Annotated in this window: 15 protein-coding genes; 4 read left to right on the top strand and 11 right to left on the bottom strand. The window is 67.7% G+C overall.

Annotated elements, in window-relative coordinates; genetic code table 11:
- The first annotated feature begins 80 nt into the window (after nucleotides 1-80).
- A complete protein-coding gene (rpsT, locus tag L5G33_RS13550) occupies nucleotides 81-341 on the top strand; it encodes a 30S ribosomal protein S20 (RefSeq protein WP_236998696.1) in 261 nt (86 codons plus the stop codon).
- Between the two features lie 106 nt (nucleotides 342-447).
- Here the strand turns inward: rpsT and holA are convergent, their stop codons facing one another.
- A complete protein-coding gene (gene holA, locus L5G33_RS13555) occupies nucleotides 448-1,410 on the bottom strand; it encodes a DNA polymerase III subunit delta (protein WP_236998697.1) in 963 nt (320 codons plus the stop codon).
- 142 nt (nucleotides 1,411-1,552) lie between these two features.
- On the opposite strand from holA, the gene L5G33_RS13560 reads away from it, so the two are divergent.
- The gene (locus L5G33_RS13560) at nucleotides 1,553-2,137 is read left to right on the top strand and encodes a D-alanyl-D-alanine carboxypeptidase family protein (protein WP_236998698.1); all 585 of its coding nucleotides are present in this window, start codon (nucleotides 1,553-1,555) and stop codon (nucleotides 2,135-2,137) included.
- Nucleotides 2,138-2,206: 69 nt separating this feature from the next.
- Nucleotides 2,207-3,118 (top strand): alpha/beta fold hydrolase, encoded by a 912-nt coding sequence (locus tag L5G33_RS13565; protein ID WP_236998699.1) that lies wholly within the window; start codon nucleotides 2,207-2,209, stop codon nucleotides 3,116-3,118.
- 41 nt (nucleotides 3,119-3,159) lie between these two features.
- Here L5G33_RS13565 and L5G33_RS13570 read toward each other — a convergent pair whose 3' ends face one another.
- On the bottom strand, nucleotides 3,160-4,131 hold the full coding sequence (locus L5G33_RS13570; RefSeq protein WP_236998700.1) for a glycoside hydrolase family protein: 972 nt from the start codon (nucleotides 4,129-4,131) through the stop codon (nucleotides 3,160-3,162).
- Between the two features lie 189 nt (nucleotides 4,132-4,320).
- Between L5G33_RS13570 and L5G33_RS13575 the strand changes: the two genes are divergently transcribed.
- Nucleotides 4,321-4,500 (top strand): hypothetical protein, encoded by a 180-nt coding sequence (locus tag L5G33_RS13575; RefSeq protein WP_236998701.1) that lies wholly within the window; start codon nucleotides 4,321-4,323, stop codon nucleotides 4,498-4,500.
- Here L5G33_RS13575 and L5G33_RS13580 read toward each other — a convergent pair whose 3' ends face one another.
- The 9 genes from L5G33_RS13580 to L5G33_RS13620 all read right to left on the bottom strand — a co-directional run bounded on the left by L5G33_RS13580 (nucleotide 4,501) and on the right by L5G33_RS13620 (nucleotide 12,765).
- The gene (locus tag L5G33_RS13580) at nucleotides 4,501-5,265 is read right to left on the bottom strand and encodes a sulfite exporter TauE/SafE family protein (RefSeq protein ID WP_236998702.1); all 765 of its coding nucleotides are present in this window, start codon (nucleotides 5,263-5,265) and stop codon (nucleotides 4,501-4,503) included.
- A gap of 58 nt (nucleotides 5,266-5,323) precedes the next feature.
- A complete protein-coding gene (locus L5G33_RS13585; RefSeq protein ID WP_236998703.1) occupies nucleotides 5,324-6,793 on the bottom strand; it encodes a ComEC/Rec2 family competence protein in 1,470 nt (489 codons plus the stop codon).
- Entirely contained in the window at nucleotides 6,793-7,803 is a 1,011-nt protein-coding gene (locus L5G33_RS13590; protein ID WP_236998704.1) for a helix-hairpin-helix domain-containing protein, read from the bottom strand. The genes L5G33_RS13585 and L5G33_RS13590 overlap by 1 nt, the downstream gene beginning before the upstream one ends.
- Before the next feature lie 121 nt (nucleotides 7,804-7,924).
- Nucleotides 7,925-8,773 carry a DegV family protein gene (locus tag L5G33_RS13595; RefSeq protein ID WP_236998705.1) on the bottom strand — a complete coding sequence of 283 codons (849 nt, stop codon included), beginning with the start codon at nucleotides 8,771-8,773 and terminating at the stop codon, nucleotides 7,925-7,927.
- A gap of 2 nt (nucleotides 8,774-8,775) precedes the next feature.
- Nucleotides 8,776-9,513 carry a diglucosylglycerate octanoyltransferase gene (gene octT / locus L5G33_RS13600; RefSeq protein ID WP_236998706.1) on the bottom strand — a complete coding sequence of 246 codons (738 nt, stop codon included), beginning with the start codon at nucleotides 9,511-9,513 and terminating at the stop codon, nucleotides 8,776-8,778.
- A 30-nt stretch (nucleotides 9,514-9,543) separates the two neighbouring features.
- Nucleotides 9,544-10,251, bottom strand: a complete 708-nt coding sequence (locus tag L5G33_RS13605; RefSeq protein WP_236998707.1) for a histidine phosphatase family protein — start codon at nucleotides 10,249-10,251, stop codon at nucleotides 9,544-9,546.
- Nucleotides 10,248-10,664 (bottom strand): ribosome silencing factor, encoded by a 417-nt coding sequence (gene rsfS / locus L5G33_RS13610; RefSeq protein WP_236998708.1) that lies wholly within the window; start codon nucleotides 10,662-10,664, stop codon nucleotides 10,248-10,250. The genes L5G33_RS13605 and rsfS overlap by 4 nt, the downstream gene beginning before the upstream one ends.
- Nucleotides 10,651-11,313 carry a nicotinate-nucleotide adenylyltransferase gene (nadD, locus tag L5G33_RS13615; RefSeq protein WP_236998709.1) on the bottom strand — a complete coding sequence of 221 codons (663 nt, stop codon included), beginning with the start codon at nucleotides 11,311-11,313 and terminating at the stop codon, nucleotides 10,651-10,653. Before nadD ends, rsfS begins: the two co-directional genes overlap by 14 nt.
- A gap of 48 nt (nucleotides 11,314-11,361) precedes the next feature.
- Nucleotides 11,362-12,765: a vWA domain-containing protein gene (locus tag L5G33_RS13620; RefSeq protein WP_236998710.1), complete on the bottom strand. Its 1,404-nt coding sequence runs from the start codon at nucleotides 12,763-12,765 to the stop codon at nucleotides 11,362-11,364.
- Nucleotides 12,766-12,767 lie beyond the last annotated feature (2 nt).

Genomic DNA, 12,767 nt, shown 5'->3' on the forward strand with positions numbered 1-12,767 from the left:
GACTTCTCGGTCGCGGAGCGCTGCCCAGAACACAGTACGGACGGCCGAACGGCCGCTGACAACGACGAGAAGGAATTCGCGTGGCAAACATCAAGTCGCAGATCAAGCGGAACAAGACGAACGAGGCGCGCCGTCAGCGCAACCAGTCGATCAAGTCGGCCCTGCGTACTTCGATTCGCACCTTCCGCGAGACCGTCGCCACCGGCGACAAGGACAAGTCGGCGGAGATGCTCCTCGACACGAGCAAGCAGCTCGACAAGGCTGCGTCCAAGGGCGTCATCCACAAGAACCAGGCCGCCAACAAGAAGTCGGCGATGGCTGTGGCAGTCAACAAGCTCTGACTCTTCGCGGGCCCCGGTCCGCAGCTCTTCACACGCATGTACGGGAAGAACCCCGACGGTGTCCACGCGGCCGTCGGGGTTCTTCTCGTATCGGCCGAGCTGGCCCCTACCGCCCCCGCCTCGGCCGCAGCTGCGCGACCTGTGACACGGCGCGTTCGACGGCGTAATCCATGTCTGCGGCTTGCCCTTTCACATCACCGTTGAGGTCGGCGACGACGAGCATCGCCTTCCCGATCGAGTCGGAGTCCCAGGCGCGTGCCTGACCTTGGATCTTGCCGACCCGTCCCGGCGACATGCCGAGCTCGGATGCGATCGAGTACTTGTCTGCACCGCCCAATGAGCGGACGCGGGCGATTCCGAACACGGCTTCGGCGAGGGCATCGGCGAGGAGCACCCGTGCGGTTCCACGATGCTGGGCCCAGGAGAGCGATTCCATCGCGCCTGCCAGGTCGCCGGTGACGGCCTTGTCGGCGACCTCGAAGCCTGTCACCTCGGCACGCCCGGTGTAGTAGGTGCGCACGGCCGCGGCGTCGACCTTGCCGTTGGTGTCGGCGACCAACTGATGGCAGGCGGCGGACAGTTCACGCAGGTCGGATCCGACCATGTCGGTGACGAGCTCGACTACTTCGGCACTCACTTTGACGCCGAGTTCGCGAAACTCAGCGCGCACGAAGTCGACCCGTTCGTTCGGCCACTTGGGCGCGACACACGCGAACTCTTGTGCGCCCTCCTTGCGGAGGAGGCCGACCATCGACTTCTGGCGTCCACCCCCGGAGTGGATGACGACCATCGTGATGCCTTCGGGCACCGACGTGGCTGTCCCGACGATGAGTCCGGCCGGTTCTTTGCCCGCGGCGTCGGCCGCTTCGACGACGACGACGCGTTCGTCCGCGAACAACGACGGGCTCAACAGTTCGGCGAGTTCGGGTGCGGTGACTTCTCCCGCACGCACGCGAGTCACCGGGACGTCGACCCCCGCCTCGCGCGAGCGTTCCGCGCTGATTCGCGAGATCACGCGACCGGTCAGGAAGTCGTCATCGCCGAGCAGAAGGAACAGTCGATCACTCACTCGTCCATCCTGTCATCCCGGCACCGACGGAGCACGGCCACGCCGGGCGAGGACTCCTCCTGCAGCTACTGCTACGACACTGATACATCCCTACGACATCGACGCCGGGCAACGGCGACACCGCAGGTCGAGCATCATCGGCATGAACATCGACACCACGAACGCCAACAGCCGAGACCGATCTCCGATCTTGTTGGGAGGGATCGCCGCCGCAGTGTTGGTAGCGCTCATCGTCGCGGCTGTGGTGGCCCACACACAATCTGTCTCGTCCAGCGCGGTCAGCGCTCCGTCGACTACCGGTGACTTGGACGGGTATATACCGGACGACGACCCGATCTCGCCGTTCGCGGAGGTCTCGGCGGTCGAGAAGTTGGACGACGAGCTACGCGCGGCCGTCCGCGCGGCTGCTCGGCGTGCTCGACGCGACGGTGTAGACGTACGTCTCACATCGGGGTGGCGCAGTGAGGCGTTGCAGGGCACACTGCTTCGTCAGGCCATCAGGGAGCAGGGCGAGGACTACGCGGCGAGCCATGTGAAATCGTCGACCGAGTCCGAGCATGTGCGCGGTCTCGCCGTCGACGTCGGACCTGCCGACGCCGCGTATTGGATGAGTCGGCATGGCGCCGAGTTCGGGCTCTGTCAGGTCTATGCGAACGAGGTGTGGCATTACGAGCTGACGGCGGACGACGGTGTGTGTCCGCCGATGCGGAGGGACGCCGGAGAATGAGCGGACTGGGACTTGGCCGACTGGCCGTGGGGACTCCCGGCAAACGCTGCCATCGCGTACTGTACGCAAATGGACGTAAGCCGCCTTATCAACGGCCACGAGCGACACACGACGTGGATCACCACCGCGGACGGTGCTCATCTCCGGGTCTGCTCGTTCGGACCGTCTGACGGGCCAGTCGTCGTGCTGTCGCACGGTTGGGCGTGCAGTGTCGAATACTGGGCACCCCAATTGGAGCTCGCCGACCGGTATCACGTCGTCGCCTACGATCAGCGCGGTCACGGCCAGAGTTCGTCGGGAGCACGCGAGATCAGCGCAGGCACGCTCGCGGACGATTTCGCGTGTGTGATGGACTACGTCGCCGAACTCACCGGTGGACGACGCACATTGACGGTCGGGCACAGCATGGGCGGAATCACCTTGCAAGCGTGGTGGAGGGACCACCCGGACCAGGCACGCACTCTGTCATCGGCCGCGATACTGGCTAACACCACCCACGGCGACATCGCTGCGGGCACGCGCATCGGCGCCCCGATCTTGAACGGCCGCCGCCGCAGCCACCAGGCCATCGCACGTCGCTTGTTCGGAGCGCCTGTGCGGATTCCCCGTGGACGCGCTTCGGGGTGGGCGGTCCGTCGTGCACTCATGAACCCGCGTGTCGCAACGCGCGACCACGCACGATTCGTCATCGACGTGACCGCCGCGTGCAAGCCTCGCGTCCGTGCTGCGACCGCGCTCATGCTTGCGGACATCGACGTTCTTACGCCCGAATCGCCGATCGACGTGCCGGCGACGGTCGTAGTCGGCACCGCAGACCGGCTCACACCGCCGAGCATGGGTCTCAAGATCGCCGACCAGCTCGACGCGGCAGGTCGACTCGATCGCGTAGTCCGACTGGACACCGGACACACCGGCAATGTCGAGGCCGCCGGACCGTTCAACGCCGAGATCCGCCGCATGGCCGACCGGTACCTGGTCTGACGATTAGCGCGGGCAGGCAGCCCCGACCACGACACCGGGCACTACGCCGGTTCGCGCATGATGCCGATGTGTCGCACTGTCCCGGACAGTCCGGGCAGCTCCTTCGCCGTGGACCATGTGCGCAGGCCGTCGGTGCTGTCAGAGTAGAGATATCTGCCGTCCCGGTAGGAGTCCAGGTACAACCGCCACGCACCGTCGGGCAGCCTGACAATTGCCGGCCCCTCCACCAGCGATCCCCAATCCCCCGGCGGGGCAAAGGAATAGCGGCCGGTCAGCGAGGATGCAACGGCATGTTCAACGACCTTCTTCGTCTCGTTCTTGGTGAAGGCGTGATACGTGGGCCCGATCTTGACCACCGTGGTGTCGATGTGGTCGGCGCCGATGCTCAGGAGAGGAACGGGCAGACCCCAGGTCCGTAGCGACCGGTCCTGTGCCGTCATCACGTACGGCATGAAGCCTCCTCCGGTCGAGAGGGAGACGATGATGCTGACGCGATCGCCGTCGACGAACCATTCGGGCGCCCACGCCTTGGTCACGAACGGCGACAGCGACGGCCCGTCTTTGAAGCCGGCCGATCCGGTGAATCCGAACGGGTTCACGGGCCCCTTGCCGTCGCCGGTCCCCGGCAGGAAGGCGCAGCAGAGCGGTAGGGGCCAGTTTCGCATCTGCGTCCAGGTGAGGCGGTCGGCGCTGCGGGCGAAGCCGATATTCGCGCCGTCCGCAGTCGTATAGGTGACGTAGTACAGACCGTCGGTGTGCCTCATGATGCTCGCATCGCGGATGTATCCGGACGACGGCCGGTACGCTGCTTTCGCGACGGGTCGGAACTGCGTGCCGTCGCCCGACTCGTACACGTCCATGTCACGAGCGCTGGCATTGCTGAACGCGACCATCGTGTACCGCCACTGCTCCGGTGGTTCGGCACCGCTGACGCCGGGGGTCGCGAACAGCAGGCCCGCCATGGCGAGCAACGTCACCGCCGCCACCGACGAGGCTCGCACGAGATCTCCCATCGCTGAATCATGACGAGAAGCGTCCGAACCACCAACCCCACCAGCCACAATGGCACCAGATCGTTACGTTTCCGACGGCGAGGCCGTGACGACCGACCACGCGACCCCAACCAGTGGAATGTTTCGGCATTCCCCGGCCGGGATACAGCATCCGGTGACCGCAACCACCTCAAAGCTGTGGAGAGAATCATGAACATCGTTCCGGGTGCCGTCCTGTATCTGAGCAGTGGTGGCGGGTCGGCCGCCTACCGAGTGGCAGCGGTACGTCACTATCCGGTGGACTTCGTCGAGTTGGTACCCAGAGACGGCGGCAAACGCGTCGGTATGGCCCTGTCGAAGGTGTCGAGCATCCTCCAACACACTCCCTGATCAGGCGAGCGCAAGATACGGCGCGAGGGCCAGCAACGCCACGATCAGCATGTTTTTCAAGACGTGGGTCGGCAGCGCGTGCGCGATCCGCCAGCCGATGATGACGCCCGCCAACTCGGGGATGCCGATCAGAGCGGCCAACTGCCAGTCGATGCTGCCTTGGGTCGCGTAGCCGACCGAACCGACGAGAGCGATCACGATTGACTGCACCTGGCTCGCGGCCAACGACTCCAACACCGGCACTCCGCACGCGATCAGAGCCGGGACCGCCAGCATCGGCCCACCGATTCCGATGATCCCGCTGACGATGGACACGGCCAGGCCGAGCCCGACGATGGCTGCCGCGCGCGGGTGTCTACCAGACTCTCCCGCGTCGGCCTGACGATCGCGGACCCAGATGAGCACGGCTGCTGCAGTGACGAGAACCGCGAGCATGATTCCGAATACGCGCTCGGATACGGAGGAGTTCACGAGCACGCCGAGTGGCGTCCCGAGCACCCCTGTCGCAGCGAGCACTATCGCGGTTCGGCGGGTGTCAGGCGCACGAAGCTGCCCGGATTTGGCGAAGGCCGCCGACCCGGCGAGTCCTGTCGCGACGTGCGTGACGATGGCCGTTCCGGCGACGACAGGCGCCGACAGCCCGGTGAGGGTGAACAGACCGATCGTCGGCAGAACTCCGCCAGGGCCGAGCGCGGTGATGCCGATGCCGCCGACCAGGCCGAGAATCATCAAGGCCGCCACAGTCAGCACTCCGAGATCAGCCACACCCGGACCTTCCCACACGGCGTGGTGACTCACGTCAGCAGCCCCGTCGACCGAACGCTCAATTGCGGGCCCTGATTCTCGTCCGGATGAAATGCGCCGTGCCGGCACCGACGACGACGAGAATCACGGCCGCGAGCACCCCGGGCACCTGGGGCGAGACCCAGCCGGGACCGCCCAGACGGTCGGCGACGACGACGAGCCAACGGACTGGCGGTCCCGTCGCACGCACCAGGAGTTCGGCTGGCACGATCTGCACCCCGTACCGAGGCCCGAGCGCGCCGACCGCCGCCGCGAGGGTCCCGGCGACGCCGACGAGCGGGACCACCGGTGCCGCAAGTAGATTCGCAGGTACAGCGAAGACACTGACCTGCCCGCTGAGCGCGATCACCAGCGGCGTCGTCAAGATCTGCGCGGCCACCGTCATCGACAACAGGGCGGCAGCCCACTCGGGCACGCCACGGTTGGTCATCGCGAAACGGATCGGCACCGACCACAGGACCAGACCGAGCGTCGCCGCCACGGACAGCGCGAACCCCGGTGCCAACGCCATCTCCGGCCACCACAGGACCACGACGATCACCGCTGCGCCGAGCGCGGGCAATGCCTGCGACCGCCTGGACGACAGGACTGCCGCCAATCCGACACCGCCCATGACCGCCGCACGCAACACACTGTCGGTCGGCCGCACCACGATGACGAACCCGACGACGGCGACCACACCGACAACGAACACCGTGCGCGGCCGAGCACCCAAGCCGCGAACGCACAGCAGTACCGCACCGACCACGAGCACGAGGTTCGCGCCGGACACCGCCAACAGGTGCGACAGGCCGGCCGCGCGGAAGTTGTCGCGTGTGGCCTGGTCGAGTCCGCTGGTGTCGCCCAGGATCAGGCCGGGCAGCAGACCACCGGCACGACCGCCGAGCGCGCCCGCTGCGATCTCGCGCAGCCGGAGCCGCACGACGCCTGCCGCGCGCTGCCACCACGGAGCGACGCCGAGTCTGCGCACGTCACCGACCGCGGTGAGGTCCGCGGCGACGAGACGATCTCGGCCGGGCGCGGCCGCCTCGGCGATGCGGACCCGCGCCGACAGCCGATCCCCCGGCAGCAGATCGCCGACGTCCGACGACGCGGTCAGCCGCGCGGCCACCGGACGTTGAGTACGCCCGGACACCGCGTCCACCTGGACGGCGACGCTGAATCGGTGCTGCCCCGGCCAGTACATCGGGTCGCCGTCGACGGTCATCGCGACGACGGGCTTACCGACGGTGTCGGCTATCGGTGCGGCATCGACGGCGGCGATCCGCAGCAATGCCACCGCGCCCGCCGCCGCGCCGATCCCGCACACTGCGGCCACCGTCACCGCCGCCTGCCGACGGTGCGGATCACGACTCCACCATCCGGCGGCGGCCGCGCCGACGGCGAGCAGCCCGACAACGACTCGCGACCCGCCGGTCGGCACGAGAAGTGTCACGACGGTCGTCGCCCAGCAGGCTGCCGCGGGCGCGGCCAACCGGAGGTCGATCATCAGCCGACGGCGACCAGCGGGCGCAGCTTGGCCAGCCGCCCCTCACCGATACCGTCGACTTCCGCGAGCTGGTCGACTGACGCGAAGGCACCGTTGGCCTCCCGCCACGCGATGATCGACTGCGCCGTCACCGGTCCCACCCCCGGCAGCGCATCGAGTTCCGCCTCGGTAGCCGTGTTCAGATTCACCAACTGGCCCGCGCCGGCGGAATCGCCCGACCCCGACTTCCCGCCAGACCCCGAGGCCCCGCCAGACCCCGCCGCCCCGCCGGAACCAACCACCGCGCTGCGGACCTGGCCGTCGCCCTTCTGCCCGACCAGGATCTGATCGCCGTCGTGCACGATCTGCGCCAGGTTCAGACTCATCGTGTCGGCGTTCGGACGGGTGCCGCCCGCCCGCGCCAGCGCGTCGGCCACGCGCGACTCGGCCGCCAGTCGCACCAGGCCCGGCCGGCGCACCAGACCGACCACACTGACGACGACCTCCGCAGGTGTGTTCTTTTCACTCGTGGCCGCCGGGACATCGGGCGTCGACGGCGGCGTCGAGCCGGCCGTGGCGTCGAATGCCACCAACGGTGTCGCCGGCTCGTTCTGCTTCAGCAGCGAGTAGCCTGCGAAACCGCATCCGATCAACCCGACCAGGATCAACCCGATGGCGGCCGGAGGCAGCATGGTCCAACGTCTGCGGGGCGCCTCCCACTCGTCGTACTCGTCGTCGCCCGTCTCATCGTGGGCCGTCTCGTTGTCGCCCGTCTCACCGTGGACCGCAGCTTCCGCGTCCTCCTCGTCGAGACACTCGAACCCAGACGACCGGCGCGCGTTCCACGTCTGCCTCCCCCGCCGAGTGTCAAGCCAGTCCGGCATCGCCGTCTCGCCCCACCGGTCGGCGACGACGTCGTTGCTCTCGTCATCGCGTTCGTCGGCTGGCGTGTCGGCGCGCGCGCTGATCAGTCGTGACAATCGATCCGGCCCAGAGTCGCGGTCCCGGCCCGCCCGCAGTTCCATCCCCATGCGTGGACGGTAGGTCGAGACACCGCATCATGAAAGGCTCGAACCGGTAAAACCGCCCAACTGTGGATGGCCTGCTGGTTGTCCACAGCTGTGGCGCATCACGAGAGCCCAGTCGAGTGAGTCAGTCGAGCGGGTTCAGCCCGAAGCCGAGAGCGACCCCGACGGCGCCGGGGCCGACGTGGGTGCCGAGTACGGGACCGAGATCGACGATCAAGGACGACGTGACGTCGTCGACGCGTTCGAGCATCGTGTCGAGGAGTTCCGACGCGAGGTCCGGGTTCTGACAGTGCTGGACACCGAGTGTCACCGGTTCCCCGTCGGCGAGTTCGACGGCGGCGTCGACCATCTTCGCGATCGCTTTCGTCATGGTCCGGTGCCGTTCCCGCAAAGCCAGGAGTCCGTCGGACATGTGCAGGATCGGCTTGATCGACAACGCCGAACCCAACAGGCGGCCGGTCAGGCTGAGTCGGCCGCTGTGGCGCAGGTTGTCGAGGCTCTGCACGCACAGCATCGACTCCGCGGTCGCCGCGGCACGCACCGCCGTCTCGTACACCTCGTCGCGGGTCGCGCCGGCCTCCGCGGCCTGCACGGCTGCCATCGTCGTCAATCCGAGGGACACACCGACCGACCGCGAGTCGACCACGCGGACCTCACCGTCGACGGCGTCGGCGGCCAGTCGCGCCGCGCTCCACGTTCCGGACAGTCGACGTGACATGTGGACGGCGACCACGCCGTCGCCGTCACTGCGTGCGACCGCTTCCTCGTACGCGCGGCGCAGATCCGCCAGGCTCGCGCCCGACGTGGTGGCACCCGACGCTGCGACGACATCGGGCGGGACATCGTCGCGGCCTTCGAGGTACTCGGTCCCGTCGTCGAGGGTCACATGCAGCGGGACCTGGGTGATCGTGTGAACATCGGTCAGTGACGCAGGCAACCGCGATGACGAATCGGTGACGATGACGACAGGCACGGTTACACGTTAACCGGTGTCGGTTCCGTGGCGAGCGCCCCCTCGACGACGGGAGCGGTCACCTCGGCGATCGCAGCGTGCGTGGAGACACTCCAGTGGATGCCGTCGGGATTCATCGTCGTGTCCGGATCGGCGAACGCGGCCGCCGTCGTCTCGTAGAACGACACCGTCGGCAGATCGTGTGCGCGCGCCCACCGTTCGATCGCGGTGGTCGTCGCGATACGCCCGGGGTGCGCGTTGCCGTAGTAGGGGCTGTCGTGCGTCGGCGGCAGACAGACGACGATCGGCAGGTCGGGCCGCAGGTGCGCGACGGCTCCGCGGACCTTCTCGTAGTAATCGACGGTCACCCGGGGCGGTAGCGCCATCGGCCAGCCGAGCGGCGACAGTCGCGGCTGCAGCCATGCGTAGGCGTCGCGAACACGCTGACGCAGCGCCGCGGGCCGGATGTATCTGATCTGTTCACGCAACGCCGTCGGAAGCGGTGACGGCAGCGAGTCCATCCCGCCGTACGCGAGGACCAGGACGTCGGCCTGCGGAAGTTCGGCCCAGATCCGCGGATCCTGGGTCGTCGCCCACCACACGTCGCGGCTCGTCCAGCCGATGCGGGCGAACAGTTCGACGCGCCGCCCGACCCGCTCGCCGACGATGTTCGGCCAGATCCGCCGATCGTCGGCGGCCAGACCACCCGTCTCGTCGTAGTACGACAGGGAGTCCCCGAGGACAAGAACCGAACCGGACACGCGTGCTCCTAGCTGTTGGCCGCTCTGACGTTACTGGACAGCAGATTCGGCCGACGCGTTCCACACGTCCAGCCGCCACACGGGAGGGTCTGTGTCGGTCGTCGAATGCCCCGACAGTTGAACCCACGCAGTGTTGGCGAGACCGCCGAGGATCGGCCAGTTCGCGACGGGTAGCCCGAGGAGGCTCGCCGTCAACGCGGCGATGCACCCGCCGTGCGCCACCAGCACCACGGGAGCGTCGGGATCGCTGCCGTTCCCCCAGTCGTCGAGGCCCGCGACGAGTTCGGCCACCACCGGGACCATGCGCGCGGCGACGTCGACCCGACTCTCCCCGCCCGGCGGCGACCAGGTCGCGTCGTCGCGCCAGTGCCGGCGTGCGCCCGGCATCGCGGCGTCGACGTCGGCATGGGTCATTCCCTGCCAGTCGCCGAGATGCGTCTCGCGCAGACGCTGATCAGTGGTGACGTCCTGACCGGTCACCGTACCGACGGCCATGGCGGTCTCGTGGGCACGACGCAGGTCAGACGCCAGGATCACCAACGGCGACCTGGTGGCCATCGACTCCCCGGCGATCCGCGCTTGCTCGACGCCCAGATCCGACAGATCGGTGTCGAGCTGGCCCTGCATCCGTTGCGTCGCGTTGTAGACCGTCTGGCCGTGGCGCAGCAGGATCAGGCGGCGTACGCGCGGCGTCAGCCGCTCGACGCTGGAGTCGCCCGGATCCGGGTCGCCTCTCACTCCGTGCCCGGCACGAGGTCGTCGTCGCGGTCGCCTTCGGGCCGGGCGGCGGGCTCGACACCGTCGAGCTCGACCAGCGGGCAGTCCTTCCAGAGCCGTTCCAGACCGTAGAAGTCACGTTCGTCGTCGTGTTGAACGTGCACGACGAGCTCGCCGTAGTCCAAGAGCGCCCAGCGGCCCTCGCGGGTGCCCTCACGGCGGAGCGGCTGGTGGCCGGCCGCACGCAACTTGTCTTCGACCTCTTCGACGATCGAGGTGACCTGGCGCTCGTTGTCGGCCGACGCGATCAGGAAGATGTCGGTGATGACGAGCTGTTCGGAGACGTCGATTGCGGCGACGTTCGTCGCCAGTCGGTCGACGGCCGCATGGGCGGCGATGGTCGCCATCGCGGTGGATTCTTCAGACGCGCTCACTGGGTTCCTTTCGGTACAGACCGTGCTTGGCGATGTATTGCACGACGCCGTCGGGCACCAGGTACCAGACGGGTCGACCCGCAGCGGCGCGGTCGCGGCAGTCGGTCGACGAGATCGCCAGGGCGGGGATCTCGATAAGCTGCAACGACCGGGCGGGTTTGGTCGCCAGATGTTCGGTCAGATGTTTGACGTTCAGTTCGTATCCGGGCCGCGACACGCCGATGAAGTTCGCGAGCTCGAAAAGTCCTTCCCAATCATGCCAGGTCAGGATGGTCTCGAGCGCATCGGCACCGGTGATGAAGTAGAGCTCGTCGTCCGGGAACGCGTCACGCAGGTCACGGAGCGTGTCGACGGTGTAGGTGACGCCCTCGCGTTCGATGTCGACGCGGCTCACCGTGAACCGCGGGTTGGACGCGGTCGCGACGACGGTCATCAGATACCGGTGTTCGGCCGGGCTGACCATCCGGGACGGGTCAGAGGCGTGCTCGCCCTCCTTCTGCCACGGTCGGCCGGTCGGGACGAAGATCACCTGGTCGAGTTTCACCCGGTCGGCGACCTCGCTCGCGGCGACGAGGTGGCCGTTGTGGATCGGGTCGAATGTGCCGCCCATGACGCCGATCCGGCGCGGTCGCGCGGTCTCCGATGACATGGACGGTGAGTTTACGCGGTGCGCCCCAGTGTCATTCCGGTAGCAGCCTCACACCGGCAGCAGATCGGCGATCACCCGACCGAGTTGATCGGCGTTGCGGCATTCGAACATGTCGACTTCGGCGGCGTAGACGCTCGCCGACGAGTCGCCCGAATCCCACGCCTGCTTGCGTTCCGGGTTGAGCCAGTACGCGTTGCGGACCCGTTCGCGGATCTTCGCCAGCGAGTCGGTATGCGCGGGCCGGAAGTTGTTGCGGGCGTCGCCGAGGATGAGCAGCGCGCTGCGGTGCGTCAACGAGTCCAGATACGTCTGAGCGAACCCCTTCAACATGTGTCCGTAGTCGGAGTGTCCGTCGCGGGTGCTGATCCGCGCCGTCGACAGCATCTCCGTCATGCGGGTGCCGAACTGCGTGTCGTCGTTCCCGTGGGCGAAGAAGTCGGTGACCTCGTCGACCGTGTCGACAAAGGCGAACACCCGGACGTTGGAGAACTGTTGGCGCAGCGCATACACGAGTTGGAGGGTGAACTGACTGAATCCGGCGACCGACCCGGAGACATCGCAGATGATGATCAGTTCGGGTTTGCCCGGCCGCGGTTTGCGACGCCGCAGGTCGATCGGCACCCCGCCGGTCGACATCGACGCGCGGAGGGTGGCGCGGACGTCGACGGCGGCGTGCTTGTTGCGGCGACGTCGGAACTCCAGTTTCGCCGCGAGCAGACGCGCGATCGGGTCGATGGTGCGCCGCATCTTGATCATGTCCTGGGCGTTCGCCGAGAAGAAGTCGATGTTCTCCGGCAGTTTCGGCACCGCGTACGACGACACCGCGTCCCGTCCGCGGACCTCCGCCATGCGGCGCTGCGTCTCGGTGGTGACGGCCTCGCGCAGCCGGTCGGTCGCACCGCGAGCGGCCTGCCGGTTGAGGGCGTCGGTGCCCGCCCGCTCGCCGTCGCTGCCCTGGCCGCCCGCCATCGCGGCGGCGATCCGCGCGATCAACGTCTGCGGCGAGATCTGCGACATAGCCTGGTACACCGAATACGATTCGCCACGCGCCGACTCGTATCGCCCCATCTCGGCGACGATCGACGCGACCAACTGGTCGAAACGCCCATCGGCCGTCGCCTCCGGATCGGCGAGGACGTCGACGATCATCTCACGCAGTGCCTCGACGTCGACGTCGCCGTCCTCGTCGCTCGGCATCTCGAACGCCTCAAGGCGCGCCGCGTTGCCGAGCGGGAACCAGAGTTCGAAACACAGGTCGAACGTGTCGCGGTGGTTGTGGTCCGACAGCAGGGTCGCCGCGAGCCCTTCGCGCAGCGACTCACGGTCAAGCAGGTCGAGGACAGTCATGGCCTGCCCCGCGTCGATCAGGTTCGACGGCCCGACAGTGATCCCTCGCCCGCGCAGATCCTCGACGAAACCCGTCAGCGTGTCGACGACCGCCTCGGCGCCCATGC

Origin of the sequence: Gordonia liuliyuniae (genome assembly GCF_021738805.1) — a bacterium.
Taxonomy (GTDB): Bacteria; Actinomycetota; Actinomycetes; order Mycobacteriales; family Mycobacteriaceae; genus Gordonia; species Gordonia liuliyuniae.

Bases quoted from the DNA above. Each gene is read 5' to 3' on its own strand.
- L5G33_RS13560 (WP_236998698.1), top strand. From the start codon at position 1,553: ATGAACATCGACACCACGAACGCCAACAGCCGAGACCGATCTCCGATC.
- L5G33_RS13565 (WP_236998699.1), top strand. From the start codon at position 2,207: ATGGACGTAAGCCGCCTTATCAACGGCCACGAGCGACACACGACGTGG.
- L5G33_RS13570 (WP_236998700.1), bottom strand. From the start codon at position 4,131: ATGGGAGATCTCGTGCGAGCCTCGTCGGTGGCGGCGGTGACGTTGCTC.
- L5G33_RS13575 (WP_236998701.1), top strand. From the start codon at position 4,321: ATGAACATCGTTCCGGGTGCCGTCCTGTATCTGAGCAGTGGTGGCGGG.
- L5G33_RS13585 (WP_236998703.1), bottom strand. From the start codon at position 6,793: ATGATCGACCTCCGGTTGGCCGCGCCCGCGGCAGCCTGCTGGGCGACG.
- L5G33_RS13590 (WP_236998704.1), bottom strand. From the start codon at position 7,803: ATGGGGATGGAACTGCGGGCGGGCCGGGACCGCGACTCTGGGCCGGAT.
- nadD (WP_236998709.1), bottom strand. From the start codon at position 11,313: ATGTCATCGGAGACCGCGCGACCGCGCCGGATCGGCGTCATGGGCGGC.
- L5G33_RS13620 (WP_236998710.1), bottom strand. From the start codon at position 12,765: ATGGGCGCCGAGGCGGTCGTCGACACGCTGACGGGTTTCGTCGAGGAT.